This is a genomic window from Pseudomonas sp. A014, assembly GCF_052378495.1.
In the GTDB taxonomy this organism is placed as follows: Bacteria; Pseudomonadota; Gammaproteobacteria; order Pseudomonadales; family Pseudomonadaceae; genus Aquipseudomonas; species Aquipseudomonas machongensis.
Genome location: NZ_CP199001.1, coordinates 453,688 through 479,988 on the forward strand (window position 1 = coordinate 453,688; position 26,301 = coordinate 479,988).

General features: G+C 63.0%; 23 protein-coding genes. 10 read left to right on the forward strand and 13 right to left on the reverse strand.

The window, feature by feature from the left end:
• Positions 1 to 22: 22 nt before the first annotated feature.
• Positions 23 to 592 (reverse strand): glycerol-3-phosphate 1-O-acyltransferase PlsY, encoded by a 570-nt coding sequence (gene plsY / locus ACTYOL_RS02115; protein WP_054892211.1) that lies wholly within the window; start codon positions 590 to 592, stop codon positions 23 to 25.
• Positions 593 to 665: 73 nt separating this feature from the next.
• Between plsY and folB the strand changes: the two genes are divergently transcribed.
• Together folB and folK are read left to right on the forward strand one after the other, a co-directional pair.
• Positions 666 to 1,022, forward strand: coding sequence for a dihydroneopterin aldolase (folB, locus tag ACTYOL_RS02120; RefSeq protein WP_054892212.1), 357 nt, complete (start codon positions 666 to 668; stop codon positions 1,020 to 1,022).
• The gene (folK, locus tag ACTYOL_RS02125) at positions 1,013 to 1,525 is read left to right on the forward strand and encodes a 2-amino-4-hydroxy-6-hydroxymethyldihydropteridine diphosphokinase (protein ID WP_197889806.1); all 513 of its coding nucleotides are present in this window, start codon (positions 1,013 to 1,015) and stop codon (positions 1,523 to 1,525) included. Before folB ends, folK begins: the two co-directional genes overlap by 10 nt.
• 156 nt (positions 1,526 to 1,681) lie before the next feature.
• Here the strand turns inward: folK and ACTYOL_RS02130 are convergent, their stop codons facing one another.
• The 11 genes from ACTYOL_RS02130 to ACTYOL_RS02180 form a co-directional block, all read right to left on the reverse strand.
• Entirely contained in the window at positions 1,682 to 2,788 is a 1,107-nt protein-coding gene (locus tag ACTYOL_RS02130; RefSeq protein ID WP_200602844.1) for a multifunctional CCA addition/repair protein, read from the reverse strand.
• Between the two features lie 51 nt (positions 2,789 to 2,839).
• Complete coding sequence (locus ACTYOL_RS02135) at positions 2,840 to 4,408, reverse strand: SpoVR family protein (RefSeq protein ID WP_444757479.1); 1,569 nt, start codon at positions 4,406 to 4,408, stop codon at positions 2,840 to 2,842.
• Entirely contained in the window at positions 4,405 to 5,676 is a 1,272-nt protein-coding gene (locus ACTYOL_RS02140) for a YeaH/YhbH family protein (RefSeq protein WP_054892216.1), read from the reverse strand. The genes ACTYOL_RS02135 and ACTYOL_RS02140 overlap by 4 nt, the downstream gene beginning before the upstream one ends.
• 129 nt (positions 5,677 to 5,805) lie before the next feature.
• Entirely contained in the window at positions 5,806 to 7,728 is a 1,923-nt protein-coding gene (locus ACTYOL_RS02145; protein ID WP_054892217.1) for a PrkA family serine protein kinase, read from the reverse strand.
• A gap of 284 nt (positions 7,729 to 8,012) precedes the next feature.
• Positions 8,013 to 8,342: a thiosulfate sulfurtransferase GlpE gene (gene glpE / locus ACTYOL_RS02150; RefSeq protein ID WP_444757480.1), complete on the reverse strand. Its 330-nt coding sequence runs from the start codon at positions 8,340 to 8,342 to the stop codon at positions 8,013 to 8,015.
• Positions 8,343 to 8,356: 14 nt separating this feature from the next.
• Positions 8,357 to 9,223 (reverse strand): symmetrical bis(5'-nucleosyl)-tetraphosphatase, encoded by an 867-nt coding sequence (locus tag ACTYOL_RS02155; protein ID WP_153772389.1) that lies wholly within the window; start codon positions 9,221 to 9,223, stop codon positions 8,357 to 8,359.
• The gene (gene apaG / locus ACTYOL_RS02160) at positions 9,223 to 9,603 is read right to left on the reverse strand and encodes a Co2+/Mg2+ efflux protein ApaG (RefSeq protein ID WP_054892220.1); all 381 of its coding nucleotides are present in this window, start codon (positions 9,601 to 9,603) and stop codon (positions 9,223 to 9,225) included. The genes ACTYOL_RS02155 and apaG overlap by 1 nt, the downstream gene beginning before the upstream one ends.
• A gap of 166 nt (positions 9,604 to 9,769) precedes the next feature.
• Positions 9,770 to 10,570, reverse strand: a complete 801-nt coding sequence (gene rsmA, locus ACTYOL_RS02165) for a 16S rRNA (adenine(1518)-N(6)/adenine(1519)-N(6))-dimethyltransferase RsmA (RefSeq protein WP_444757481.1) — start codon at positions 10,568 to 10,570, stop codon at positions 9,770 to 9,772.
• Positions 10,567 to 11,556 carry a 4-hydroxythreonine-4-phosphate dehydrogenase PdxA gene (gene pdxA / locus ACTYOL_RS02170; RefSeq protein WP_153772388.1) on the reverse strand — a complete coding sequence of 330 codons (990 nt, stop codon included), beginning with the start codon at positions 11,554 to 11,556 and terminating at the stop codon, positions 10,567 to 10,569. Before pdxA ends, rsmA begins: the two co-directional genes overlap by 4 nt.
• Complete coding sequence (gene surA / locus ACTYOL_RS02175) at positions 11,553 to 12,872, reverse strand: peptidylprolyl isomerase SurA (protein WP_153772387.1); 1,320 nt, start codon at positions 12,870 to 12,872, stop codon at positions 11,553 to 11,555. Before surA ends, pdxA begins: the two co-directional genes overlap by 4 nt.
• Positions 12,853 to 15,693, reverse strand: a complete 2,841-nt coding sequence (locus ACTYOL_RS02180; protein WP_444757482.1) for an LPS-assembly protein LptD — start codon at positions 15,691 to 15,693, stop codon at positions 12,853 to 12,855. Before ACTYOL_RS02180 ends, surA begins: the two co-directional genes overlap by 20 nt.
• A gap of 131 nt (positions 15,694 to 15,824) precedes the next feature.
• Here ACTYOL_RS02180 and ACTYOL_RS02185 point away from each other — a divergent pair, with 131 nt between their 5' ends.
• From ACTYOL_RS02185 to ACTYOL_RS02195, 3 genes are read left to right on the forward strand one after another with little or no spacing between them, the layout of a single operon-like run.
• Complete coding sequence (locus ACTYOL_RS02185) at positions 15,825 to 16,844, forward strand: aminoglycoside phosphotransferase family protein (protein ID WP_444757483.1); 1,020 nt, start codon at positions 15,825 to 15,827, stop codon at positions 16,842 to 16,844.
• A complete protein-coding gene (gene murU / locus ACTYOL_RS02190) occupies positions 16,841 to 17,512 on the forward strand; it encodes an N-acetylmuramate alpha-1-phosphate uridylyltransferase MurU (RefSeq protein WP_125930921.1) in 672 nt (223 codons plus the stop codon). Before ACTYOL_RS02185 ends, murU begins: the two co-directional genes overlap by 4 nt.
• A gap of 1 nt (position 17,513) precedes the next feature.
• Complete coding sequence (locus ACTYOL_RS02195) at positions 17,514 to 18,278, forward strand: TerB family tellurite resistance protein (protein ID WP_444758126.1); 765 nt, start codon at positions 17,514 to 17,516, stop codon at positions 18,276 to 18,278.
• An 84-nt stretch (positions 18,279 to 18,362) separates the two neighbouring features.
• On the opposite strand, the gene ACTYOL_RS02200 is transcribed toward ACTYOL_RS02195, so the two are convergent.
• On the reverse strand, positions 18,363 to 19,364 hold the full coding sequence (locus tag ACTYOL_RS02200) for an alpha/beta hydrolase family protein (protein WP_444757484.1): 1,002 nt from the start codon (positions 19,362 to 19,364) through the stop codon (positions 18,363 to 18,365).
• Between the two features lie 94 nt (positions 19,365 to 19,458).
• On the opposite strand from ACTYOL_RS02200, the gene ACTYOL_RS02205 reads away from it, so the two are divergent.
• The 5 genes from ACTYOL_RS02205 (at position 19,459) to ACTYOL_RS02225 (ending at position 26,295) form a co-directional block, all read left to right on the forward strand.
• Positions 19,459 to 21,846, forward strand: coding sequence for a PAS domain-containing sensor histidine kinase (locus ACTYOL_RS02205; protein WP_444757485.1), 2,388 nt, complete (start codon positions 19,459 to 19,461; stop codon positions 21,844 to 21,846).
• Positions 21,847 to 21,856: 10 nt separating this feature from the next.
• Positions 21,857 to 22,486: a response regulator gene (locus ACTYOL_RS02210; RefSeq protein ID WP_054892229.1), complete on the forward strand. Its 630-nt coding sequence runs from the start codon at positions 21,857 to 21,859 to the stop codon at positions 22,484 to 22,486.
• Between the two features lie 306 nt (positions 22,487 to 22,792).
• Positions 22,793 to 23,905 (forward strand): ABC transporter ATP-binding protein, encoded by a 1,113-nt coding sequence (locus ACTYOL_RS02215; RefSeq protein WP_065864570.1) that lies wholly within the window; start codon positions 22,793 to 22,795, stop codon positions 23,903 to 23,905.
• A gap of 40 nt (positions 23,906 to 23,945) precedes the next feature.
• Positions 23,946 to 24,980: an ABC transporter substrate-binding protein gene (locus tag ACTYOL_RS02220; RefSeq protein ID WP_054892231.1), complete on the forward strand. Its 1,035-nt coding sequence runs from the start codon at positions 23,946 to 23,948 to the stop codon at positions 24,978 to 24,980.
• Positions 24,981 to 25,047: 67 nt separating this feature from the next.
• Positions 25,048 to 26,295 carry an ABC transporter permease gene (locus ACTYOL_RS02225; protein WP_444757486.1) on the forward strand — a complete coding sequence of 416 codons (1,248 nt, stop codon included), beginning with the start codon at positions 25,048 to 25,050 and terminating at the stop codon, positions 26,293 to 26,295.
• Positions 26,296 to 26,301 lie beyond the last annotated feature (6 nt).

Here is a 26,301-nt window from a genome sequence, read left to right on the forward strand (position 1 = left end):
CGGCGTTTTCCCCGCGAGTGATTCAGAAATGTCGTTCGCGGCCGGCAAACAGGTCGCGCAGATTGCTGCGGTGTCGCCAGACTATCAGTACTGTCAGCACCGTCATTGGCAGCAGCGCGGCCGGCTCGCGCCAGGCCAGCAGCGGCAGGGTCAGAGGCGTGGCTATCAAGGCCGCCAGCGAGCTGGTACGGGTGAGGTAGAAGGTGAGCAACCAGGCGCCGATCGCCAGCAGCGCGGCGGGAAAGTACAGCCCCATGAGCATGCCCGCCGCAGTGGCTACGCCCTTGCCGCCCTGGAAACGGAAGTACAGCGGAAACAGGTGGCCGATCACCGCGCACAGACCTATCCAGGCCTGGGCCTGCAGGCTCAGGCCTGCAAGTCCGGCCAGCAGCACTGGCAGCAAACCCTTGCACAGGTCGCCGAGCAGGGTGAGGATGGCCAGCTTGCGGCCTGCCAGGCGCAGCATGTTGGTCGCGCCGGCGTTGCCCGAACCACTGGAGCGAGGGTCGGGGTTGCCACTGAGGCGGCTCAGGACAATGGCGAAGGACAGCGAGCCGAGCAGGTAGGCGAGCAGCGCCAATAACCAAAACATGCTAACTATTCCGGGCGGGGACGCCCTGATTCTAACGGCGCCAGTCGCCCTTGTCGTCTGTGGAGAGAAGTGCTTGGACAGAGTGTTCATCGAGGGACTGGAAGTCGATACCGTCATCGGTGCCTATGACTGGGAGCGGGATATTCGCCAGTGCCTGCGCCTGGACCTGAGTTTCGCCTGGGACAACCGCCCGGCGGCGGCCGGTGACGACCTCAACCTGGCGTTGGACTACGCCAGTGTCTCGGCCCGTATCCAGGCCTTTGCCGAGCAGTCGCGCTTCGAGCTGGTGGAAACCTTCGCCGAGCGTCTGGCGGCGACCTTGATGGAAGAGTTCGGCATCGTGTGGATGCGGTTGAAGCTGACCAAGCCCGGTGCCGTTCCTGCGGCCCGGGGTGGCGTGGGCGTGGAGATCGAGCGCGGATGTCTCTGAGCACGGTTTACCTGGGGCTGGGCAGCAACATCGACCGCGAGCGCCACCTGTGCGCCGGGCTTGATGCGCTGGCCGGCATCCTTCAGGACATGCGCTGTTCGGCGGTGTTCGAGAGCCAGGCGGTAGGGATCAAGAGCGGGCCTTTCTTCAACCTGGTGGTGAGCGGGCAGACCGCGCTGCCGCTACTGGAGCTGGATCGCCGGCTCAAGTTCATCGAGGCGGAAAACGGCCGCTATGCCCCGGATCGCAAGGGTTTGCCGCTGGATATCGATGTGCTGATGTTCGATGAGCTGCACGGTACTTTCGACGGGCTTGTACTGCCGCGCGCCGAAATCCTGAAAAACGCGTTCGTGCTCTGGCCGCTGTCGTTGCTCGCGCCCGATCTGGTGCATCCTGGAGCAGGTAAATCCATGGCCGAGTTGTGGCAGCAGGCGAATATCCAGCAGGAGCTGGCGCCAGTGCCGTTCGAGTGGCGTGGGTTGCAACTGACGCAGCTATTTTAGCCACGACTGCGTTGTCCAGAATCTGGAGGCCGTTTCAATGTCGCGGCCTTTTCTCACCAGGTGGTGGCGGTTCGCCGCTGCGACTTGCGCCGCGATCGCCGGCAAAGCCGGTGCCATCCACCGCTGCTCCACAAGGATCGGGCTCGCTGCGCAAGGTCAGCCTTTGTAGCGTGTCAACGCCTGCAAGCGCTCAGCCTTCAGTGCCTCTCCCAATGCCTGTCCGGTCAAACCCTGTTCAACCAACGGTTTCACATCGACGTCTCGTGCCGCCGACGCCGCGCCGCGCAGGTAGGCGGCCTGTGGATAACGCTCTGCATGCCGCGCAAGTGCCTCCATCTCGCAGGCGGCGATGAAGTCTTCGAAACGCTGCGGCCTGCGATACACGTCGAACTTCTGCAGAAGCTCCAGCAATGCCGCCGCTTCCAGCTCCATTGCGCGATGCGCCAGAGGCAGGCACTCACCAACCAGCAGCGCCAGTTCCTGGCATTCACGCGGCGCCTTGAAGCGCTGGTTTACAGCTTTCAGTTGTGAGGTGTCTCTAACGCCTTGCAGCAGGCAGGCCCAGCGCACGTGCAGTGGCTGCCGATGCTCTGCCGCCTGTTGCAGCGGGGCGAGTGCCTGCGGGCTTGGGTCGAGCTCCGGCATCAGTTGCTGCAGCGCGCCGCAGTCGCGCAGCACTTCGATGAACACCTGTGGCTGCGCTTCCATCAGCGCACGCTCGATCTCTTTCCAGCTCCGTTCGGCAGTCAGTGCCTGCAGTTCGCCGCTGGTGCTGATCTGGCGCATGAGTTCAAGGGTTTCATCGGCGACGTGAAAGCCCAGCGGCGCATAGCGCGCGGCAAAGCGGGCAACCCGCAGCACACGCAAAGGATCTTCGGCGAATGCCGGGGAAACATGGCGAAGAATGCGTTTATCCAGATCGACTTTGCCACGGTAGGGATCATGCAGATTGCCTTGGTCATCCTCGGCCATCGCATTGATGGTCAGATCGCGGCGTATCAGATCTTCCTCGAGAGTGACTTCGGGGCTGGCGTGAAAGGTGAATCCGCCATAGCCGCGACCGCTCTTGCGCTCGGTGCGCGCCAGGGCGTATTCCTCGCCGGTTTTCGGGTGGATGAAGACGGGGAAATCCGCGCCTACCGGGCGAAAGCCCAAGGCCTGCATTTCTTCGACCGTGGCGCCGACTACCAACCAGTCGATATCGCTGACCGGGCGCCCGAGCAGGCGGTCGCGAACCGCGCCGCCAACTTTATAGATGTGCATGTACAACCTCCGTGACTGCCGACAGCATACCTTGTCGGCAGTCACGAGGTCTCAGAGGTGGTGGATGACTGCGAGATCCATGCGGCCGTAGTCGCCTGGTTCCCCATGCTCGCCACGGGGCGGCATATGGTGGGTTTTCACCACCTGGTCACCCTGTACGGTCTCCAGGCGGATGTCGAAGCCCCACAGGCGGTGCAGGTGCTTGAGCACTTCCTCGGTGGAGTCGCCCAGCGGTTTGCGGTTGTGCTGCTGGTGGCGCAGGGTGAGCGAACGGTCGCCACGGCGGTCGATGCTCCAGATCTGTACGTTGGGCTCGCGGTTGCCCAGGTTGTACTGCGCCGCCAGTTGTTCGCGGATGACGCGATAACCCGCCTCGTCGTGGATGGCCGGTACCAGCAGGTCGTCGCGTTGGTCGTCGTCGAGGATGCTGAACAGTTTGAGGTCGCGGATCACCTTGGGGGAAAGGTACTGAAGGATGAAGCTCTCGTCCTTGAAGCTGCTCATGGCGAACTTGATGGTCGACAGCCAGTCGCTGCCGGCGATTTCCGGGAACCAGCGGCGATCCTCTTCCGTTGGGTGCTCGCACATCCGGCGGATATCCGTGTACATGGCGAAGCCCAGGGCATAGGGGTTGATGCCGCTGTAGTAGGGGCTGTCGAAGCCGGGCTGGAACACCACGCTGGTGTGCGATTGCAGGAACTCCATCATGAAGCCGTCGGTGACCAGGCCTTCATCGTACAGGTCGTTCATCAGGGTGTAGTGCCAGAAGGTTGCCCAGCCTTCGTTCATCACCTGGGTCTGGCGTTGCGGATAGAAGTACTGCGCGATCTTGCGCACTATCCTTACCACCTCACGCTGCCAGGGTTCGAGCAGCGGCGCGTGTTTTTCGATGAAGTACAGGATGTTTTCCTGGGGTTCGGCAGGGAAGCGCGCGTCGTCCTTGTCGCTGCCCTTGTCGGCGCCCTTCGGGATGGTGCGCCACAGGTCGTTGATCTGCCGCTGCAGGTGTTCCTCGCGCTCCTTCTGGCGCCGGCGCTCTTCCTCGGCGGAGATGGGGTAGGGCCGCTTGTAGCGGTCGACGCCGTAGTTCATCAGGGCATGGCAGGAGTCGATGAGGTCCTCCACCGCGTCGATGCCATGGCGTTCCTCGCACTGGGCGATGTACTGCTTGGCGAATACCAGGTAATCGATGATCGAGCTGGCGTCGGTCCAGGTGCGGAACAGGTAGTTGCCCTTGAAGAAGCTGTTGTGCCCGTAGCAGGCGTGGGCGATCACCAGCGCCTGCATGCAGATGGTGTTTTCTTCCATCAGGTAGGCGATGCAGGGGTCGGAGTTGATGACGATCTCGTAGGCCAGGCCCATCTGCCCGCGGCTGTAGGACTTCTCGGTGCTGAGGAATTGTTTGCCGTAGGACCAATGGTGATAGCCCAGCGGCATGCCCACCGAGGCGTAGGCATCCATCATCTGCTCGGCAGTGATCACCTCGATCTGGTTGGGGTAGGTATCCAGCGCATAGCGCGCGGCCAGGCGGCTGATTTCCCGGTCGTAGGTCTGGATCAGCTCGAAGGTCCATTCCGAGCCGGTGGAAATGGGTTGGCGTCTCTGTGCTCTGGCGGTCATGTGGCTAACCTGCGCTGGAAGAGTTCACGGAAGACCGGGTAGATGTCACCGGCCGAGACCAACTGTTGCTGGGCGAAGGTGTCGGGAAACGCCTCGCCGATACGTTCGTACTCGTACCACAGTGCCTGATGCTCGCGGGGGGTGATCTCGACATAAGTGTAGTACTGCACGTGCGGCATGATCTGCTTGGTCAGGATATCGCGGCAGATAGGGGAGTCGTCGTTCCAGTTGTCGCCATCCGACGCCTGGGCGGCATAGATGTTCCAGTCGCTGGCCGGATAACGCTCGGCCATGATCTCCTGCATCATCTTCAGGGCGCTGGAGACGATGGTGCCGCCGGTCTCGCGCGAGTAGAAGAACTCTTCTTCATCCACTTCGCGGGCGCTGGTGTGATGGCGGATGAACACCACCTCGATGCGTTCGTAGTTCCGCTTGAGGAACAGGTACAGCAGGATGAAGAAGCGCTTGGCGATATCCTTGGTGGCCTGGGTCATGGAGCCGGAGACGTCCATCAGGCAGAACATCACCGCCTTGGAACTGGGGTTGGGCTGCTTGACCAGCAGGTTGTATTTCAGGTCGAAGGTGTCGAGGAAGGGCAGGCGGTTGATACGTGCCTTGAGGCGTACGATTTCGGCTTCGACTTCCTGGATGTCGGTGAAGTTGTCGGGTTCCTCGACTTTCAGCCGCTCCAGTTCCTTTTGCGCTGCGCGCAGCAGGCCGCGGCTGCTGCCGGTCAGGGCGATGCGCCGGGCATGGGCCGAGCGCAGTGTACGCACGATGTTGATGCGCGACGGATTGCCCTCGTTGGCGATACCTGCGCGTACGGTCTTGAAGGTGTCGGCACCGGTCAGGTGACGCTTGACCAGGTTGGGCAGCTCCAGGTCCTCGAACATGAATTCGAGGAATTCTTCCTGGGTGATCTGGAAGACGAATTCGTCCATGCCCTCGCCGGAATTACCGGCCTTGCCGCGTCCGCCACCGCCACCACCGCCTTGCGGACGGGCGATATGTTCGCCTGCGGTGAATTCCTTGTTGCCCGGATGAACGATGGTCTGCTTGCCGCCACGGCCGTGGTGCAGCACCGGTTCGTCGATATCGCGCCCGGGAATGCTGATCTGCTCACCATGCTCCATGTCCATGATGGAGCGGCGGCTCACCGCCTCTTCGACGGCCTTCTTGATGTGCTCACGGTACCGGCGCAGAAAGCGCTGGCGGTTGACCGTGCTCTTGTTCTTGCCGTTCAGGCGTCGGTCGATTACGTAGCTCATGGGGCCTCCGCTAAGAGCAGCTGCAAGCGTCAAGCTGCGAGACAAAGCAGCCACCAGCACCGCAAGCCGAGGCGCAGACCTGACGGTCGCGCCGTACAGCTTGCAGCCTGTGGCTGACAGCTTGTCGCTTTATTGCGATTTCCTGACCCGCAGGTACCATTCCGACAGCAGGCGGACCTGTTTGTCGGTGTAGCCACGTTCCACCATCCGCGTGACGAAGTCGTTGTGTTTCTGTTGGTCTTCCTTGCTTGCCTTGGCGTTGAAACTGATGACTGGCAGCAGGTCTTCGGTGTTGGAGAACATTTTCTTCTCGATCACCACCCGCAGCTTCTCGTAGCTCAGCCAGCTTGGGTTCTTGCCGTTGTTGTTGGCGCGGGCACGCAGCACGAAGTTGACGATTTCGTTGCGGAAGTCCTTCGGATTGCTGATGCCGGCCGGTTTCTCGATTTTCTCCAGTTCTTCGTTGAGGGCGATCCGGTTGAGGATTTCGCCGGTTTCCGGGTCGCGGTATTCCTGGTCCTGAATCCAGAAGTCTGCGTACAGCACATAACGGTCGAAGATGTTCTGGCCGTATTCGCTGTAGGACTCCAGGTAGGCGGTCTGGATTTCCTTGCCGATGAACTCGATGTAGCGCGGTGCCAGGTATTCCTTGAGGTAGCGCAGGTAGCGTTCGCGCACCTCGGCCGGGAATTGCTCCTGTTCGATCTGCTGCTCGAGCACATAAAGCAGGTGCACCGGGTTGGCCGCGACTTCGTGCGGGTCGAAGTTGAACACTTTGGAGAGGATCTTGAAGGCGAAGCGGGTCGACAGGCCGTTCATGCCTTCGTCGACGCCAGCGGCATCACGATACTCCTGGATCGACTTTGCCTTTGGATCGGTATCCTTGAGGTTTTCGCCGTCATATACCCGCATTTTCGAGTAGATGTTCGAGTTTTCCGGCTCTTTCAGCCGTGAGAGCACGGTGAACTGGGCGAGCATCTTGAGGGTGTCGGGCGCGCAGTGGGCCTTTGACAGCGAGCTGTTGACCAACAGCTTGTCGTAGATCTTGATTTCGTCGCTGACCCGCAAGCAGTAGGGCACCTTGACGATATAGATCCGGTCGATGAACGCCTCGTTGTTCTTGTTGTTGCGGAAGGTGTGCCACTCCGATTCGTTGGAGTGGGCCAGCAGGATGCCCGAATAGGGAATCGCCCCCAGGCCCTCGGTGCTGTTGTAGTTGCCTTCCTGGGTGGCGGTGAGCAAGGGGTGCAGGACCTTGATCGGCGCCTTGAACATCTCCACGAACTCCATCAGGCCCTGGTTGGCCCGGCACAGAGCGCCCGAGTAGCTGTAGGCGTCGGCGTCGTTCTGCGGGAATTCCTCGAGCTTGCGGATATCCACCTTGCCGACCAGTGCAGAAATGTCCTGGTTGTTCTCGTCGCCGGGTTCGGTCTTGGCGATAGCGATCTGGTTGAGGATCGAAGGGTACAGCTTGACCACCCGGAACTTGCTGATATCGCCGCCATATTCCTGAAGACGCTTGGTCGCCCAGGGCGACATGATGGTGTTCAAGTAACGCCGCGAGATACCGTACTCCTCTTCGAGGATGGCGCCGTCCTCGGTGGCGTTGAACAGGCCCAGTGGCGACTCGAATACGGGCGAATCCTTGATGGCGTAGAACGGCACTTTCTCCATCAGCTGCTTGAGTTTCTCGGCCAGGGACGATTTGCCGCCCCCTACCGGGCCCAGCAGATAGAGGATTTGCTTCTTCTCTTCCAGACCTTGGGCGGCGTGGCGGAAGTATGAAACGATCTGGTCGATGCACTCTTCCATGCCGTGGAAGTCGGCAAAGGCCGGATACCGGCGGATCACCTTGTTGGAGAAGATCCGAGACAGTCTGGAGTTGCTCGAGGTGTCGATCAGTTCCGGCTCACCGATGGCCAGCAATAGCCGTTCAGCGGCCGATGCGTAGGCACTGCGATCCTCTTTGCACAGCTCGAGGTACTCCTGCAGCGAGAGTTCTTCCTGGCGCGTTGACTCGAAACGTTGTTGGAAGTGGCTAAAAATGCTCATGACGTCACCTCGCTCGATACGTGGAGACGACGCCGGATCAGTCAGCTGATGCTGGCATGCAAGCGGCTTTCACCGATTGCTGTTTACCCCCCAGAACACCTTGGAACGCTACCGATGACCCGCACGCCGGTGTACCGGCTCTCCCCTTTTTTGGATGGCCTGCGCTTAAGGATAGTTGGTAATACGCAAGGTCAAGGGCGAGGGGTCGAGAAGTTGCTTCCGACCGTTCGTCAGGTAAGGCGCAAGCCCGCAGGTGGCGCGGGCTTGAGGGGAAATGAAAAAAATTATTCGGCGTCGCCCTGGGCGGTTTCGGCCGGATAGGTAGCGCGCCACAGCTCGAAGCCGCCGTCGACGCTGTAGACCTCGGAGAAGCCCTGGCCCACCAGGTAGGCGGCGGCACTCTGGCTGGAGTTACCGTGATAGCAGACCACCAGCGTCGGCGCGTCGAGGTCGGCGTTGTGGATGAAGTCGGCCACCGAATGGTTATCCAGATGGCGGGCGCCGGTGATATGGCCGGCAGCGAAGGCCTGGGGATCGCGAATGTCGACCACCACCGCACCTTGTGCACGCAAGGCCAGGGCCTGTTCCGGAGGGATGCGCTTGAATTCGCTCATGGGTACGTTTTCCTTCAGGTTCGGTCGTTGATTCTAGTGGGTTCCGGTGCCGTACGTACGGTGCCTTCGTCGGTGCAGTCGCAGCGGTGGTATTGGCCGCTGTCCAGGTTGTACAGGGTCATGGCGCCGCCCCATACGCAACCGGTATCCAGGGCGATGACGCCCGGCTCTTCGACGTTGCCTTCGAGGGCGGCCCAATGGCCGAAAATGATCTTCACGTGGCGCGAGCGACGGTCCTTGTGGGCGTACCAGGGCTTGTAGCCCTTGGGGGCGCTGTCCAGGCCTTCCTTGCTCTTGAGGTCGAGCTTGCCGTCGGTGGTGCAGAAACGCATGCGGGTGAAATAGTTGGTGATGACACGCAGGCGCTCGACGCCGCTGAGGTTCTTGCTCCACTTGTTCGGTTCATTGCCATACATGCCGTCGAGGTAGAGCTTGAGGCGGTTGTCGTCGCGCAGCACCTCCTCCACCTCTGCTGCCAGCTCCAGGGCCTTGCCCAGTGTCCACTGGGGCGGGATGCCAGCGTGAGCCATGGCGATACCCCGGGCCTCGTCATAGTGCAGCAGCTTCTGGCGGCGCAGCCAGTCGAGCAACTGATCGGCGTCTGGTGCCTCGATGATCTCGCGCAGGGTGTCACTTTTCTTCAGGCGCTCGATGTTATGCCAGGCTGCGAGCAGGTGCAGGTCATGGTTGCCGAGCACGCAGACCAGCGACTCGCGCATCGCATACAGGTAGCGCAGGGTTTCGAGCGATTCCGGGCCACGGTTGACCAGGTCGCCCACCAGCCACAGGCGATCGACCTTGGGATCGAAGTTGACGCGTTCGAGCAAGCACTTGAGCGGTTGCAGGCAGCCTTGCAGGTCGCCGACGGCGTAGGTGGCCATCAGTGCAGAGCTCCAGGCACAGCCAGGCGGAACGGCGCGATCTCGGCGTCGAAGCGCGTACCGTCTTCGGCGAACATCTGATAGCTGCCTTGCATGGTACCGACGCGAGTGCTGATGACTGCGCCACTGCTGTAGGTATAGCTCTGCCCGGGGTCGATGGTCGGTTGTTGGCCAATGACGCCATCGCCGCGCACTTCTTCGACGGCGCCGTCACCGTTTGTGATCAGCCAGTGGCGCGCCCTCAGCTTGGCCTTGAGCGTGCCGTTGTTCGACACCGTGATGGTGTAGGCGAAGGCGAAACGGTTGTTCTCGGGGTCGGATTGCTCTTTGAGGAAGCGGGTCACGACGCTGACGTCGATCTGGTAGCGGGGGTCGGACATGCAAGGGCCTTGGGCGAACGGGAGCATTAACGCGATTGTCGCAGTCTAGGCCATTGAGAGGGGGAAGGGCCAGCGGTGGGCGCTGTCATCGGTGTGGGGTACTTCGCGGGTAAACCCGCCCCCATGAGAGGTGCGGGTTGCCCGCGAAGGGGCACGAAGGGCCGAGTCAGCCTTGCTGCAGTGCCAGTTGATCAGCCAGGCGCACGAAGGCCGCCAGGTCCAGCTGTTCAGGGCGCAGGCTGCCATCGACGCCAGCCGCCTCGATGGCCTGGCTGTCGAGCAGCCCCTTGAGTGTGTTGCGCAGTGTCTTGCGGCGCTGGTTGAACGCTTCGCGCACCACGCGCTCAAGCAGTGCCGGGTCTTTGGCCGGGTGCGGCAGCACTTCGTGCGGCACCAGGCGGACGATGGCCGAATCCACTTTCGGTGGCGGATTGAACGCACCAGGGCCGACGTTGAACAGGTGTTCCACGCGGCAGTGGTATTGCACCATGATCGACAGGCGCCCCCAGTCCCCGCCGCCTGGGCCTGCGGCCATGCGCTCGACCACTTCTTTCTGCAGCATGAAATGCATGTCGCGGATCAGTCCGGCGTGAGCCAGCAGGTGGAAGATCAGTGGCGTGGAGATGTTGTAGGGCAGGTTGCCGACGACTTTCAGGCTGCGCGGCGGCACGCTCAGGGTGTTGAAATCGAACTTCAGCGCATCGCCTTGATGCAGGCGGAAATTGTCGCGGTCGGCGAACTTGTGCTGGAGGATGGGCACCAGGTCCTTGTCCAGCTCGACCACGTCGAGTTGTGCGCCGCTGCCCAGCAGGCCCTCGGTCAGGGCGCCTTGGCCCGGGCCGATTTCCAGCAGGTGCTCGCCGGCCTTGGCGTTGATCGCCCGCAGGATGCGGTCGATGATGCCGGCGTCGTGCAGGAAGTTCTGGCCGAAGCGCTTGCGCGCCCGGTGTTGGTAGTGCTCGTTCATGGTCGGTTCTCGGCCATCTGGTAGGCGGTTTCCAGGGCGACGCGCAGGCTGCCGGTGTCGACCTTGCCGCTACCGGCCAGGTCCAGGGCAGTGCCATGATCGACCGAGGTACGGATGATCGGCAGGCCCAGCGTCACGTTGACTGCGGCGCCGAAGCCCTTGTACTTGAGTACGGGCAGGCCTTGGTCGTGGTACATCGCCAGCACTGCGTCGCAGTGCTCCAGATATTTGGGGGTAAACAGGGTATCGGCCGGCAACGGACCGCGCAGGTCCATGCCCTCGGCGCGCAGGCGCTCGAGCGCGGGCTCGATGATGTCGATTTCTTCGCGGCCAAGATGGCCGCCTTCGCCGGCATGCGGATTGAGGCCGCAGACCAGGATGCGTGGTTGGGTGATGCCGAACTTGTCGCGCAGGTCGGCATGCAGGATGCGGGTGACGCGCTCCAGGCGTTCGGCGGTGATGGCGTCGGCGATATCGCGCAGCGGCAGGTGCGTGGTGACCAGCGCCACACGCAGCCCGTGGGTGGCGAGCATCATCACCACCTGGGCCGTCTGGGTGAGGTCGGCGAGGAACTCGGTATGCCCGGAGAAGGCGATACCGCTCTCGTTGATCACGCCCTTGTGCACCGGGGCGGTGATCATCCCCGCGAAGTCACCGTCCAGGCAGCCTTGGCCCGCGCGGGTCAGGGTCTGCAGGACGAAAGCCGCGTTGCGTGAGTCCAGTTGGCCGGCAGTTACAGGTGTTGCCAGCGGCGTGTCCCACACGTAGAGGCTGCCTGCGGGTGCCGGTTGGTCTGGCCAGGCATCCGGCGACACCGACAGCAGCGCAACCGCCAGCCCCAGCTGCGCGGCCCGCTCGGCGAGCAGGTCACGGCTGGTGATGGCGATCAGGGGGTGCGGCTGAGGTTCTGCGGCGAGCAGCAGGCACAGGTCCGGACCTATGCCGGCCGGCTCGCCGGGGGTGACGGCGAAGCGCAGGGGCTTCACTGGGTCGCCTGGTCGGCGCCAGGCAGCTTGATCTCAACGTAGGCTTCGTCGCGGATCTGGCGCAGCCAGGTCTGCAGCTCTTCGTCGTATTTACGGTTGCGCAGTACGTTCAGCGCCTGCTGCTCGCGGGCCTGTTCGGTGCTGTCGGTAGCGCGACGACCGAGTACTTCCAGCACATGCCAGCCGTACTGGGTGCGGAACGGCTTGGTTACGACGCCTTGCTCGGCGTTGGCCATCTGCTCGCGGAATTCCGGTACCAGGCTGTTCGGGTCGACCCAGTTCAGGTCGCCGCCGTTGAGTGCGGAACCTGGATCTTCCGAGAAGCTTTTCGCCAGTTGGGCGAAGTCTTCGCCATTCTTGATGCGATCGTACAGGCGTTCAGCCAGTTGCTCGGTCGCCGCATCGCTGCGGATCTCGCTGGGCTTGATCAGGATGTGACGCACGTGGACTTCGTCGCGCAGTACGCTTTCGCTGCCGCCGCGCTTCTCCTCGAGCTTGAGGATGATGAAGCCGTTGGGGATGCGAATCGGCTGGGTGATGTCACCGATGGCCATGCTGCTGAGCATCTTGGCGAAGTCAGGTGGCAGTTGGCCGGCCTTGCGCCAGCCCATTTCGCCGCCTTCCAGGGCGTTTTCGCTGGCCGAGCGGGCGATGGCCAGTTGACCGAAGTCGGCGCCCTGGCGCAGTTGCTGGTAGACCTCGCCAGCCTGGCGTGCCGCGGCCTGGATAGCGTCCGAATTGGCGCTCTCCGGGGTCGGGATCAGGATGTTGGCCAGGCGGTATTCTTCCGACATCTGCATCTTGCCCAGGTCGGAGTTGAGGAAGTTCTTCACTTCCTGCTCGGACACCTGGATGCGCTCGGCCACGCGACGCTGGCGAACGCGGCTGATGATCATCTCGCGCTTGACCTGATCACGGGCGTCCTCGAACGACAGACCATCGTGAGCGAGGGCAGCACGGAACTGATCCAGCGACATGCCGTTGCGCTGCGCGATGGTGCCGATGGCCTGGTTGAGTTCTTCGTCGGTGATACGAATGCCCGAGCGCTCGCCGATCTGCAGTTGCAGGTTCTCGACGATCAGGCGTTCCAGCACCTGCTGTTCCAGGGCGCCGGCAGGCGGCACACCACCGCCGCGCTTGGCGATGGTCTGCTGCACTTCGTGTACGCGCTGGTCCAGCTGGCTTTGCATGACCACGTCGTTATCGACGATGGCCACCACACGGTCCAGGGGTTGCGGCGCGGCATGCACCGCACCGCTCAGCATTACGGCGCCCAGCATCAGCGGGCGCAGACGATCAATAAGCTTGCTCTTCACGGGTACGGTAACCTTGAATGCCTTGGTCCAGGAACGATTCGACCTTGTTGCCCACGACGCCGCCGAGGCCTTTGAGGACGATCTGCAGGAATACGCCGTGGTCGCCTTTCTCGTTTGCCGGCAGGGCCTGGCTGAAGTCGTCGGTGTCGAGCCAGTAACGATTGATCAGGCGCAGCTTCCAGCAGCAGCTGTCGTACTCGAAACCGCCCATCGCTTCGAGGGTGCGGTTGCGGTTGTAGTCGTGCTGCCAGCGGGCAATGACGCTCCATTGCGGCACGATCGGCCAGATGACCGAGAAGTCGTGCTGCTGGATCTTGTAGTAATCCTTGATGTAGTTCGGATCGCCCGGCGTGCCGTAGTCACCGCCGCCGACCTTCCAGGTGCCGGTAAGCGAGTCGTACGAAATGGTGTCGTTGCGGTAGCGATAACCGAGGTTGACCACCTTGTTCGGGTTGTCTTCAGGCTGGTAGTGGAACATCGCGCTGCCCGAACGGGTGCTGCGGCTGTCCGGATCCCAGTTGAAGTCCGAATCGAAGCGCCAGTCGCGGTTGAAGGCGTAGCGGTATACCAACGCATACGGCGAGACGTTGGAGCTGGCATCGTTGCGATCGCGGTAGTTGATGCCTGGCAGTTGCACCTTGCGGTCTTCGAAGTAGTAGGCCTGGCCAATACTGAAGCTTTGGCGCTCGAAGCCGTTTTCCTCGATCCAGCGAGTGGTCACGCCCAGCGAAAGCTTGTTCTCGTCGCCGATGCGGTCGACACCGCTGAAGCGGTTGTCGCGGAACAGCGAGTCGTAGCTGAACAGGGTTTCAGCTGTGTCGAACAGCGGGATGTCCTTCTGATCTTCGTTCGGGACGTAGAGGTAGAACAGCCGTGGTTCGAGCGTCTGACGGTAGTTCTTGCCGAACATCGAAGTGTTGCGGTCGAAGTACAGGCCACTGTCGACGCTGAAGATCGGGATGCTGCGGTTGATCGAGCTGTGATAAGTGCCGAAGGCCGGGTCCGCCGCCTGTGCAATGGCCTGGCCTTTACCCTGGCTATCGAGGTCAAGGTCGTAGCTGGTATAGGCGTACTTGAGCTTCGGTGTGATGTAGCCATAGCTGGCTTTCATCGGCAGGCTCATTGCCGGGGAAATATTCAGGCGGTTACCGTTGGCGCGAGCGATACCGCTGACGCTTTCATCAATACGGCGTCCACCAAGGATGGCATCTGTAACAGGGTCCCTTACGTAGCCGAGCGAACCATCAGGCTGACCATCCTTGTTGAATACCAAGTCATTCTTCAGGTCACGCTCGAAGCGGACAGCTTCGGTCTCGTAATCGAAGTTCAGGCCGGCCGGGTGATAAGGCAGCATGCCGTTCAGGGTGATCTGCGGCAGACGGTCGTACGGCGTAATCTGCGAGATGGTCGCCAATTCGTAGGCATGCAGGTTCAACCGGGCGGTATAGCTGTCACCCCGGTAGCTGATCGCGCCTTGCTGGTTGATGAAGTCGCGCTTCTGCACGCCGATCTGGTCGGTCTCGAGGTCCTGGAAATAGAACGGGTCGCTGATGTCGGTGTAGTCCACCTCGGTCATGATCCGGTCGTCCAGGCCGCCCTTGTGCTGCCAGTTGACCATCCAGCGTTCTTTCTTGTAGTCCGTCTGCAGCTTGCGGTCATCGTCCTCGTCGTTGAGGTACGCGCCGCCGAACTGACCTTCGCTCGACTTGGTCAGGTAGCGGAATTCGCCTTCCATCAACAAGCCGCGCTTGGCCATGTAGCGCGGATACAGGGTGGCGTCGTAGTTCGGCGCCAGGTTGAAGTAGTACGGCGTGACCAGCATGAAGCCGGTGTCGCTGCTGGTGCTGAATGACGGCGGCAGGAAGCCGGACTGGCGACGGTCGTCGATCGGGAAGTAGATGTACGGTGTGTAGAACACCGGAATATCCTTGACCCGAAGGGTGACGTTGGTGCCGGTACCGAAGCCGGTGGCCGGGTTCAGGGTGATGTTGTTGCCCTTGAGCTGCCATGCGTTGCTGCCCGGCTCACAGGTGGTATAGGTACCGTCCTTGAGGCGGATGATGGCGTTTTCTGCACGCTTGGCGTACAGGGCCGAGCCGCGGATGTGCGACTTGTGCATCACGTATTCTGCGTTGTCGACCTTGGCTTCGCCAGTGTCGAGCTGGACTTCGGCCTGGTCGCCCACCACCAGCGTACCGTTATCGCGAATCTTGACGTTGCCCTTGAGCTCGCCGCGGTTCTCGGTCTGGTAGAGGTTGGCTTCGTCGGCTTCGGCCTGCATGCTGCCCTGGCGCATGACCACGTCACCGGCCAGGGTAGCGATCTGCTGCTCCTGCTGGTACTTGGAGACCTTGGCGTTGAGGTAGGTCGGCGACTCGTCCTTGGGCGTGGAGTCGTTCATGCCCGGACGGGTCGGCTCGATGTACGCGCCGCCGCAATACGGGCCGGTCTCGGCCAGTTGGGCAGCGGTGAGCTTCTCGCGGGGCACCCAGTCCAGATGGCTGTAGTCTTCGCTGCGCGATTTCAGCGCGCGGCCCTTGCTCTCGGTGACCAGCACCGGCTTGGGCTCGGCACTGCCAGCCGCCTCGGCGGTCTGGGCCTCGGTGCCGCCACTGAGCGCGGCGCCATCGTGCACAGGGCGCGGCGGCAGAGTGCTGGCAGCGGTCTTGGGCTTGCAGTCCCAACCACCGGCGGCGGACACTTGGCAGTCGAACTGCTCGGCAGCCACCACGTACGATGTGGCCAGAGGTTGCAGGGCCAGCAGACCGCCAGTCACCAGCAATGGAAACTTTCTACGAAACGCGGGGGATTTCAATGCCATCTTATTAGTCCGGGCTTCCTGCGTGCCATCTGCCCGCGTGTGGGGCCGCACGCCTCTCGATGGTCTGAAAAAGATGCTGGATAATAAAGCATGACCCGCTTGACGGCTAGGGGCCGTCGGAGACCCTTGTAATGCCTGATCATGATGTACGCCTGCAACAGCTGACTGTGTGGCTCGAACAACAGCTTCAGAATCTTTTCCGCGAAAACGCCTGGGGCGAGGTGCCTGCGGGCAGCCTGACCGCCGCCAGCAGCGACGCGAGCTTTCGCCGCTACTTCCGCTGGGAGGGCGGCGGACACAGTTTCGTGATCATGGATGCGCCACCTCCGCAGGAAAATTGCGCACCTTTCGTCGCCATCGACCACTTGCTGGCCAGCGCGGGTATCAACGTGCCGGTGATCCATGCCCAGGACCTGGAGCGCGGCTTCCTGCTGTTGAGCGACCTGGGGCGCAAGACATATCTGGAAATCATCGGCGACGACAATGCCGATGCGCTGTTCGCCGATGCCATCGACGCGCTGCTGGCCCAGCAACAACTGCCGATGCAAGGGCCGCTGCCGAGCTACGACGCCGCCTTGCTGCGCCGTGAGCTTGAGCTGTTTCCCGAGTGGTATGTCGGGCGTGAACTTAAACTGACCTTCACCGAAGCGCAGCAAGCCAGCTGGCAGCGCATCAGCCAGCAACTGATCGACAGCGCCCTGGCCCAGCCCAAGGTCCTGGTGCACCGCGACTACATGCCGCGCAACCTCATGCACAGCGCCCCCAACCCGGGCGTGCTGGACTTCCAGGACGCCGTCTATGGCCCGGTGACCTACGACATCACTTGCCTGTTCAAGGATGCCTTCCTCAGTTGGCCGCAAGCACGTGTCGATGGCTGGTTGCGTAGCTACTGGGACAAGGCGCAGGCCGCAGGGATTCCGGTACAGCCTGAGTTCGAGGAGTTCCAGCGTGCCAGCGACCTGATGGGCGTACAGCGCCATCTCAAGGTGATCGGCATCTTCGCCCGCATCTGTCACCGCGATGGCAAACCGCGCTACCTCACCGACGTGCCGCGTTTCTTTGCCTATATAGATGAAGTGATCGCCCGTCGCCCTGAGCTGGCCGAGCTCGGTCAACTGATCGGCGAACTCAAGACCGGGGCGCACCCATGAAAGCGATGATCCTGGCGGCAGGCAAGGGCGAGCGCATGCGCCCGCTGACCTTGCACACCCCCAAGCCCCTGGTGCCTGCGGCGGGCAAGCCGCTGATCGAGTACCACCTCGAGGCCTTGGCCAGGGCGGGGGTGAGCGATGTGGTGATCAACCATGCCTGGCTCGGGCAGCAGATCGAGGATCACCTGGGCGATGGCAGCCGCTTCGGTCTGAGCATCAGCTATTCGCCCGAGGGCGAACCGCTGGAGACCGGCGGCGGTATCTTCAAGGCGCTGCCGCTGCTGGGGGATGCACCGTTCCTGCTGGTCAACGGTGACGTCTGGACCGATTACGACTTCAAGCGCCTGTGCCAACCGCTTCAGGGCCTTGCGCACCTGGTGCTGGTGGACAATCCAGGGCATCACGGGCGTGGCGACTTCCGTCTCGACGGCACGCACGTCGTCGATGGCGACGACGCTCCCGGCACCCTGACGTTCAGTGGCCTGTCGGTGCTCGACCCGAAGCTGTTCGAAGGCTGCCAGCCCGGCGCCTTCAAGCTCGCGCCGCTGCTGCGCCAGGCAATGGCGGCCGGGCAGGTGACAGGTGAGCATTATCCTGGGCAGTGGATTGACGTCGGCACTCTCGAGCGCCTGGCCGAGGTCGAGCGCCTGATCGGCGAGCGTGCCTGACATGTGGTGGCCGAGCACAGTGATTGGTGCCGGAGCCGGTTTTGCCGTGGCCAGCATTCCTGGCGCCTTGCTGGGCGCCTTGCTGGGACAGGCCATGGACCGGCGTCTGCGCTTGCAGGGATGGGATGATGTGCGCGAGCGCCTGGGTGGGCGTCCGGCCTTGCGCGACGAAGAGTTGCTGTTCGTGCTGTTGGGGCGTCTGGCCAAGAGTGATGGGCGAGTCGCAGAGGGGCATATCTATCAGGCACGTCAGGAAATGACCCGCCTGGACCTTGCAGAGCCCGCCCGCTTGCGGGCGATCGCGGCATTCAACCGCGGCAAGTCGGGCAAGGACCGCCTGGGGCAGTACCTGCGCCGTATCGGCCAGCAGCCCCACGGCGCCGAAGGTACGCTGCGGGCGTGCTGGCGCATGGTCTGGGCCGATGGCAAGGCGGGGCGGCACGAGCGTGAGCTGTTGCTGGACTGGGGCCAGCAATTGGGCATGAGCCGTAACCAGGTGCAGGCCTTGTCCCAGGAGTACGAGCCGAGCCGTTCTGCGGTCGAGGGCGGGGTGATGACCTATGCTGCGGCGCTGCGGCTGCTGGGCGTCGAGGCCGATACCGACAGCGATCGGATCAAGCAGGCCTATCGCCGACTGGTCAGCCGGCATCACCCGGACAAGCTGGTCGGTAGTGGTGCGAGCGAGGCCCGGGTGCGTGAAGCGACCGAGCGCACGCGTGAGTTGCATCAGGCTTATGCCCTGATTCGCAAGCGGCGGGGGATTTGAGGGGCAGGGTGCGGTGGTGAATTCGTCGCGGGCAGGTCGCAGCGGCGAGCCGCTGCTGCCACAGGGGGCAACGCACCCAGCCCCTTACTGCGCCTCCTGCGGCATCAACCATCCCCGCACCCGACGGAACAGCTGCTCTTGCTCCGCTGCCTTGGCACCCGGCATGGCAATCAGCGACAGCTGCCGATACTGGCTGTCCTTCTCGCGCTTGCTGGCTTGCAGGCGCAGCTTGGCGGCGTTCTGGTCACGGGTGCGGGTCATGACGTAGATGTCGGCGGTGGGCACCTTGAGCGTCGGTACCAGGCTTTCCAGGTCGTGCTCGACCCGTGCCGGTGTCTGCGCCGAGATCAGTGCCAGCTTCTGCACCTGTGGTGGCTGTTTCTCGCTCACATAGCGCGCCGCCCAGTACGCCCCGCTGCCATGGCCGATCAAGACGATGCTGTGGGCATTCTGCTGCTGGGCGAAGGCCACGGCAGCGTCGAGGCGGGCGAAGATGCGGGTGGCGTCGGCCGAGTCGTTCTGCTCGTCGGCCTGCACGGCGTCGGTGCCCTGCGCGGTATCGGCATCGGCCGCCGTGGCCTGGGCGACATTGGCGTTGGCGTCGTCCGGCGTATCCTTGGCCGGGGCACTGGTGCCCTTGCCTTCTACCTTGTCGGGCTGGGCGGCGGGTGTGTCGGTGGCGCGTGCCTGCGGGCTGTCGGCCAGCAGATCCGGCAGGCTGAGGCTCAGGCTGTGCCAGCCGACATCGGGGAACTTGTTGCGCAGCGGGCCGACAGCATTGGGCCAGTCGGCGGTTTCGCCGGCACCGGGCACGATGATCACGGCGCCTTTCGGGGCGCTGTCGTTTGCCGGTTTCCACAGCGCCAGAAAGTTTTCGCCGTCGGCCTGCAGGGTCTTCTGCTCGGCCTTGGGCACCAGTCGTTCCAGGGCCTGGGCGTCTTCCTGGCTGCGTTCGGCCAGGGGCGCGCGCACGGCAGTGGTTTCGGCCGGCGCGGCAGGTTTGTCGGGGTCGGCGGCATGGGCCGCGAGCGGTAGGGCCGAGGCCAGGCAGAACATGGCCAGCGTCGTGCGATAAAGTATGAACATGGATCAACCCAAGGCCAGAATGATACCGGCAGCCTAATAGTATTTGCCCGCGACGGCCACGCAGATGGCCGTCATTGCCAAGACGAGCGTATCGATGAAGCGAATGCGTTGCCTGTTGGTTATCGGCTGGTTGTGCCTGCCCTTGATCGCCCTTGCCAAAGCCCCGGCACCCCCGTCGGTGGTGCTCGAGCCTGCGCAGCAGCAATGGCTCGACAGCCATCGCAGCCTGCGCGTGGGCCTGGTGCTGCAAGCACCCTATGCTCAGTTCGACCGGCGCCTGCAGCAGTTGTACGGGGCCAACGTCGAGCTGGTGAGCTGGCTGGGGCGGGCTCTGAATCTGGACCTGACCTGGCGAAACTTCCCAGACCAGACTGCCTTGGAGCATGCGTTGCAGGCTGGCGAGATCGATTTTGCCCCAGGCCTCGCTCAAACCCCGGCAAGCCTGCGCCTGTGGCTGTTCAGCGACCCCTACATGCGTGTGCCGCAATTGCTGGTCGGCCTGCGCAGTGGTGCGCTGGCGGTCGACTTGGAGCAGCTTGGCGCCAGCGACCGGGTGGCCGTGCGCATGCCTGGCAGCCTGGCCGATTATCTGCGTGGCAACTTCGCCAATCTCAACCTGCAGGGCGTGCCCAATGAGCGCGAGGCGCTGCAGTTGGTGCTGGGTGCGCAAGCCAGCTACGCCGTGCTCGACGAGGCGCAGCTCAGTCGCCTCTCGCGCGAGAGCGAATTCGGCGACCTGGTGGTCGTGGGCGATATTGGCCTGCCGCAGTTGCTGCGTATCGGCTCGCGCCGCGATTGGCCGCTGCTGGCCGACGTGCTGGAGCGCGGTCTGCAGGCGATGCCTGCCAAGGAACTGGAGCAGTTGCACCAGCGTTGGTTGCAACCGAAGTACCCGCGCCTGAGCGACTCGGCGGGGTTCTGGCAGAACCTTGCGTTGTTGTTCGGCTTGTTGCTGCTCTGCGCGCTGGCCACCCTGGCGATGCAGCGTCGCCAGCAGCGCCGACTCGAGCGGAGCCTGCTGAGCGTGCGCGAGAGCCTGCTCGAACGCCAGGCACGTGAAGAGGCACTGCGGCTGAGCCAGTTTTCCATCGACCAGAGCACCGTCGGCATCCTCTGGGTGCATTGGGACAGCCACGTGCGCTACGCCAATCATGCTGCCGAGCGCATGCTCGGCCATGGTGAGGGCGAACTGCTCGAGCGACCGCTGATCGATATCGAGCCGAGCCTGCACATGGACCGCTGGCTGGAGTTGTGGAAGCGTGCGCGCACGGGCGACAGTGGGGCACAAGCGTTCGAGACCCTGTGCCGTCGTGCCGATGGCAGCTTGCTGCCGGTGGAGCTGTCACTGAGCTTTCTGCGTTTTCGTGATGCCGAATACCTGGTGGTGTTCATCACCGATGTCACCGAGCGCCGCCGCGCCCTGGCGGCCCTGCGCGAGAGCGAGGCGCGGCTCAAGGGTATCGCGGGCAACGTGCCGGGCCTGGTCTTTCGCCTGGAGCGTGATCCTGCCGAGGGCGAGCCGGAGTTTCCCTATGTCAGTGAGGGCAGCGAGGCGCTGGTCGGCTATGCCCCCGCCCAGATCCAGCAGGCGGACATGGGGCTGCGCAATCTGGTCCACCCCGATGACCGCGCCGACTATCACCGGGTCCAGGACCTGGCGCTGGCCAATGACCGCGACTGGTCCTGGCAGGGCCGCATTCTCACCCGCGAAGGTCTGCAGCGCTGGGCCGACATCAAGGCCAGCGCCCGGCGTCAGGCCGATGGCCGGGTGGTGTGGGACGGCATTGTCTGGGATATCACCCAGAGCAAACGGGTCGAGCTGGAACTGGCGCGCTCCCAGGAGCAACTGCGTGAGTTGTCGGCGCACCTGGAGAGTGTGCGTGAGGAGGAGAAGGCGCGGATCGCCCGTGAAGTGCACGATGAGCTCGGGCAGATGCTCACTGTGCTCAAGTTGGAAGTTTCGATGTGCGAGCTGGCTTTCGCCGAGCTCGACCCGGGGCTCAACGAGCGGCTTACCAGCATGAAGCGCCTGATCGCCCAGTTGTTCCAGCTGGTGCGCGATGTGGCCACGGCGTTGCGTCCGCCGATCCTCGATGCCGGGATCGCCTCGGCCATCGAATGGCAGGCCCGGCGCTTCGAGGCGCGCACGCAGATTCCCTGCCTGGTGCAGGTGCCGGATAATCTGCCAGCATTGAGCGATGCCAAGGCCACTGGACTGTTCCGCATCCTGCAGGAGGCGCTGACCAATGTCATGCGCCATGCCAGGGCGCACACGGTGCAAATCGAGCTCAAGCATGAAAATGACTGGCTACGCATGACGGTGATCGACGACGGTGCCGGCTTCAGCCCCGCTCAGTCACGGCCCACCTCGTTCGGCCTGGTCGGCGTGCGTGAGCGGGTGCTGATGCTGGGCGGCAGCGTGATCCTGGAAAGCGAGCCGGGCGAGGGCACCAGCCTGAGCGTGGCCATCCCTCTTTATTAGGAGAAACACCTTGATTCGAGTGTTGGTGGCTGAAGACCACACCATCGTCCGCGAGGGCATCAAGCAATTGATCGGCCTGGCCAAGGACATGCTGGTAGCGGGCGAGGCCGGCAATGGCGAGCAGTTGCTCGAAACGCTGCGCCATACCCCCTGCGAGGTGGTGCTGCTGGATATCTCGATGCCGGGCGTCAACGGCCTGGAGGCGATTCCGCGGATCCGCGCGCTGAACAGTCCGCCAGCCATCCTGGTGCTGTCGATGCACGATGAAGCACAGATGGCAGCACGCGCGCTCAAGGCGGGGGCGGCTGGCTATGCGACCAAGGATAGCGACCCGGCGCTGCTGCTGACCGCGATCCGCCGCGTCGCCGGTGGTGGTCGCTACATCGACCCGGTGCTGGCCGACCGCATGGTCTTCGAGGTGGGCCTGACCGAGACCCGGCCGCTGCACACACTGCTGTCGGAGCGGGAGTTCTCGGTGTTCGAACGCCTGGCCCAGGGTGCCAACGTCAACGACATCGCCCAGCAGCTGGCGCTGTCGAGCAAGACCATCAGCACCCACAAGGCGCGGTTGATGCAGAAGCTCAAGGTCAATTCGCTGGCCGAACTGGTGAAGTACGCCATGGAGCACAAGCTGGTGTGACCGTTCTGGTTGCGACAGCTGCGGCATGCTACACACAGCCTGACCTGTGGGAGGGGGTTTACCCGCGAAGAGGCCGAGCCTGCTGGTCGCGGCGCCTGGGCCGACGCATTCGCGGGTAAACCCGCTCCCACAGGTTGGGGGAGCGGGCGAGCGAGAGCATTCCAATTCCGTCATTCGTGTAGGGAAATCCCTACACGCAATCTTCCATCTGGATGATGGCATTCTCTCAGCACCCCCGATTTCCGGGGCTTTGCCGTTCTTCTAGTCTTTTGCCTACGCAGTCATTCCAACAAGAAGGTGCAGGGCATGAGCGAGGCGAATTCGAACGAGACGCTGGTCAGCTTCCGTGGTGTGCAGAAGAGCTACGACGGCGAATCGCTGATCGTCAAGGACCTCAACCTCGACATCCGCAAGGGCGAGTTCCTCACCCTGCTCGGCCCTTCCGGTTCGGGCAAGACCACCAGCCTGATGATGCTGGCCGGTTTCGAGACCCCCACCGCCGGTGAGATCCAGCTGGCCGGGCGCTCGATCAACAACGTGCCACCGCACAAGCGCGACATCGGCATGGTGTTCCAGAACTATGCGCTGTTCCCGCACATGACCGTGGCCGAGAACCTGGCTTTCCCCCTGAGTGTGCGCAACCTGAGCAAGACCGACATCAGCGAGCGGGTCAAGCGTGTGCTCAACATGGTCCAGCTCGACAGCTTCGCCAAGCGCTACCCCGGTCAGCTTTCCGGCGGTCAGCAGCAGCGTGTGGCGCTGGCGCGAGCGCTGGTGTTCGAGCCGCAACTGGTGTTGATGGACGAGCCGCTCGGGGCGCTCGACAAGCAGTTGCGCGAACACATGCAGATGGAGATCAAGCATATCCACCAGCGCCTGGGCGTGACCGTGGTCTATGTCACCCACGACCAGGGCGAGGCGCTGACCATGTCCGACCGCGTGGCGGTGTTCCACCAGGGCGAGATCCAGCAGATCGCCGACCCGCGCACCCTCTACGAAGAGCCCGCCAACACTTTCGTCGCCAACTTCATCGGCGAGAACAACCGCATCAACGGCACTCTGCTGGCGCGCAACGGCGAGCGCTGCCAGGTGCAACTGGCACGTGGCGAGAAGGTCGAGGCGCTGGCAGTGAACGTCGGCCAGGCCGGCGAGCCGGTGACCCTGTCGATCCGCCCGGAGCGCGTGCGGCTCAACGGCCACAGCGAGCACTGCGTCAACCGTTTCTCCGGCCGCGTGGCCGAGTTCATCTACCTGGGCGACCACGTGCGGGTGCGCCTGGAAGTCTGCGGCAAGGCCGACTTCTTCGTGAAGCAGCCAATCGCCGAGCTCGACCCGGCCCTGGCCGTGGGCGATGTGGTACCGCTTGGCTGGCAGGTGGAGCACGCCCGTGCGCTCGACCCGATTGCCGAAGCCCACTGATCGATTGCTTCACCAACCCTGTACTGTGGAGAGAATAATAATGCGCAAGCAGTTGAAACTGACCGCCCTGGCCCTGGGGCTGTTTACCGCGGGGCAGGCCCTGGCCGCGGACCTCACCGTGGTGTCGTTCGGCGGTGCCAACAAGGCGGCCCAGGTCAAGGCGTTCTACGAGCCGTGGGAAAAGGCCGGCAAGGGCAAGATCGTCGCCGGGGAGTACAACGGCGAGATGGCCAAGGTCAAAGCCATGGTCGATACCAAGAGCGTGTCGTGGGACCTGGTCGAGGTGGAGTCGCCAGAGCTGGAGCGCGGTTGCCAGGAAGGCCTGTTCGAGGAACTCGACCCCGCGCCGTTCGGCAACGCGGCCGACTACGTACCCGGTGCGATCCAGGGCTGCGGCGTAGGCTTCTTCGTGTGGTCCACGGTGCTGGCCTACAACGCTGACAAGCTCCAGACCGCGCCCACCAGTTGGGCCGATTTCTGGGACACCAAGAAATTCCCCGGCAAGCGCGGCCTGCGCAAGGGTGCCAAGTACACCTTGGAATTCGCCCTGATGGCCGACGGCGTAGCGCCCAAGGATGTGTACTCGGTGCTGCAGACCAAAGCCGGTGTAGACCGAGCCTTCAAGAAGCTCGACGAGCTCAAGCCGAACATCCAGTGGTGGGAAGCCGGCGCCCAGCCGCCGCAGTACCTGGCCTCGGGTGACGTGGTCATGAGCTCGGCCTACAACGGCCGGATCGCTGCGGTACAGAAGGACAGCAACCTGAAGGTGGTGTGGAACGGCGGGATCTACGACTTCGACGCCTGGGCCATTCCGAAGGGTGCGAAGAACGTGGAAGAGGCGAAGAAGTTCATCGCCTATACCGTGCAACCGGCACAGCAGAAGATCTACTCCGAGAACATCGCCTACGGCCCGGCCAACTCCAAGGCCATCGAACTGCTGTCGGACGATGTGAAGAAGGACATGCCGACCACGCCTGAGAACATCGCCAACCAGGTGCAGATCGACGTGGCCTTCTGGGCCGACAACAGCGAGCAGTTGGAGCAACGCTTCAACGCCTGGGCTGCGAAGAAGTAACGCGCCTCAAAGGAGCGCCGGGGTTTGACCGGCGCTCCCTCGTTTTCTGTGTTTTTCGGAGTTCGCCATGGCCATTGCAGTGCCCCTGAATGAAGGCGCAGGTCCAAGTCTCAAACAGCGCCTCAAGCGCGCCGAACGGGTCAACCGCTGGAAGGCCCAGGCGTTGATCGCGCCGCTGGCGCTGTTCCTGCTGCTGGTGTTCCTCGTGCCGATCGCCGCACTGTTGTACAAGAGCGTCGAAAACCCCGAGGTGGTCGCAGGCCTGCCGCGCACCGTCGAAGCCGTGTCGCAGTGGGACGGCAAGAGCCTGCCCGACGAGGCGGTGTACAAGGCCCTCAGCGAGGACCTGGCCGAATCGCGCAAGAACCAGACCCTGGGCGAGCTTTCCAAGCGCCTGAACATGGAGCTGGCCGGCTACCGCAGCCTGCTGTCCAAGACAGCACGTGCACTGCCGTTCAAGACCGAACCGGCTTCCTATAAAGACGCCCTGCAAACCCTTGATGAGCGCTGGGGCGACCCGGCCTACTGGCAGGCAATTCGCCGTAACACCAGCGAGGTGACACCTTTCTATCTGCTGGCCTCGCTGGATCACCGCATCGATGATCTGGGCGAACTGGCCAAGACCACCCCTGACCAGGCCATTTATCTGGACATTTTTGCCCGCACCCTGTGGATGGGGGTGGTGATCACCGTGATCTGCCTGGTGCTGGCCTATCCGCTCGCCTACCTGCTGGCCAACCTGCCGACCCGGCAGAGCAACCTGTTGATGATCCTGGTGTTGTTGCCGTTCTGGACTTCGATCCTGGTGCGGGTGGCGGCGTGGATCGTGCTGTTGCAGTCTGGCGGCCTGATCAACAGCGCGCTGATGGCCATTGGCATCATTGATCAGCCGTTGGAGCTGGTGTTCAACCGCACCGGGGTCTACATCTCCATGGTGCACATCCTGCTGCCGTTCATGATCCTGCCGTTGTACAGCGTGATGAAGGGTATTTCGCCCAGCTACATGCGTGCGGCGATCTCGCTGGGCTGTCATCCGTTTGCCAGCTTCTGGCGGGTGTACTTCCCGCAGACTTACGCCGGTGTCGGCGCCGGCTGCCTATTGGTGTTCATCCTTGCCATCGGCTACTACATCACCCCGGCCCTGCTGGGCAGCCCGAACGACCAGATGGTCAGTTACTTCGTCGCCTTCTATACCAACACCAGCATCAACTGGGGCATGGCCACGGCCCTGGGCGGGTTGCTGTTGCTGGCAACCGTGCTGCTGTACCTGATCTATAGCTGGCTGGTCGGTGCCAGCCGCCTGCGCCTGAGCTGAGGAGCC

Excerpts from the sequence above, each read along its gene's own strand:
- plsY (WP_054892211.1), bottom strand. The coding sequence starts at position 592 with ATGTTTTGGTTATTGGCGCTGCTCGCCTACCTGCTCGGCTCGCTGTCC.
- folK (WP_197889806.1), top strand. The coding sequence starts at position 1,013 with ATGTCTCTGAGCACGGTTTACCTGGGGCTGGGCAGCAACATCGACCGC.
- ACTYOL_RS02130 (WP_200602844.1), bottom strand. The coding sequence starts at position 2,788 with ATGCACATCTATAAAGTTGGCGGCGCGGTTCGCGACCGCCTGCTCGGG.
- ACTYOL_RS02135 (WP_444757479.1), bottom strand. The coding sequence starts at position 4,408 with ATGACCGCCAGAGCACAGAGACGCCAACCCATTTCCACCGGCTCGGAA.
- ACTYOL_RS02140 (WP_054892216.1), bottom strand. The coding sequence starts at position 5,676 with ATGAGCTACGTAATCGACCGACGCCTGAACGGCAAGAACAAGAGCACG.
- ACTYOL_RS02145 (WP_054892217.1), bottom strand. The coding sequence starts at position 7,728 with ATGAGCATTTTTAGCCACTTCCAACAACGTTTCGAGTCAACGCGCCAG.
- glpE (WP_444757480.1), bottom strand. The coding sequence starts at position 8,342 with ATGAGCGAATTCAAGCGCATCCCTCCGGAACAGGCCCTGGCCTTGCGT.
- ACTYOL_RS02155 (WP_153772389.1), bottom strand. The coding sequence starts at position 9,223 with ATGGCCACCTACGCCGTCGGCGACCTGCAAGGCTGCCTGCAACCGCTC.
- apaG (WP_054892220.1), bottom strand. The coding sequence starts at position 9,603 with ATGTCCGACCCCCGCTACCAGATCGACGTCAGCGTCGTGACCCGCTTC.
- rsmA (WP_444757481.1), bottom strand. The coding sequence starts at position 10,570 with ATGAACGAGCACTACCAACACCGGGCGCGCAAGCGCTTCGGCCAGAAC.
- ACTYOL_RS02180 (WP_444757482.1), bottom strand. The coding sequence starts at position 15,693 with ATGGCATTGAAATCCCCCGCGTTTCGTAGAAAGTTTCCATTGCTGGTG.
- ACTYOL_RS02185 (WP_444757483.1), top strand. The coding sequence starts at position 15,825 with ATGCCTGATCATGATGTACGCCTGCAACAGCTGACTGTGTGGCTCGAA.
- murU (WP_125930921.1), top strand. The coding sequence starts at position 16,841 with ATGAAAGCGATGATCCTGGCGGCAGGCAAGGGCGAGCGCATGCGCCCG.
- ACTYOL_RS02195 (WP_444758126.1), top strand. The coding sequence starts at position 17,514 with ATGTGGTGGCCGAGCACAGTGATTGGTGCCGGAGCCGGTTTTGCCGTG.
- ACTYOL_RS02200 (WP_444757484.1), bottom strand. The coding sequence starts at position 19,364 with ATGTTCATACTTTATCGCACGACGCTGGCCATGTTCTGCCTGGCCTCG.
- ACTYOL_RS02205 (WP_444757485.1), top strand. The coding sequence starts at position 19,459 with ATGAAGCGAATGCGTTGCCTGTTGGTTATCGGCTGGTTGTGCCTGCCC.
- ACTYOL_RS02215 (WP_065864570.1), top strand. The coding sequence starts at position 22,793 with ATGAGCGAGGCGAATTCGAACGAGACGCTGGTCAGCTTCCGTGGTGTG.
- ACTYOL_RS02220 (WP_054892231.1), top strand. The coding sequence starts at position 23,946 with ATGCGCAAGCAGTTGAAACTGACCGCCCTGGCCCTGGGGCTGTTTACC.
- ACTYOL_RS02225 (WP_444757486.1), top strand. The coding sequence starts at position 25,048 with ATGGCCATTGCAGTGCCCCTGAATGAAGGCGCAGGTCCAAGTCTCAAA.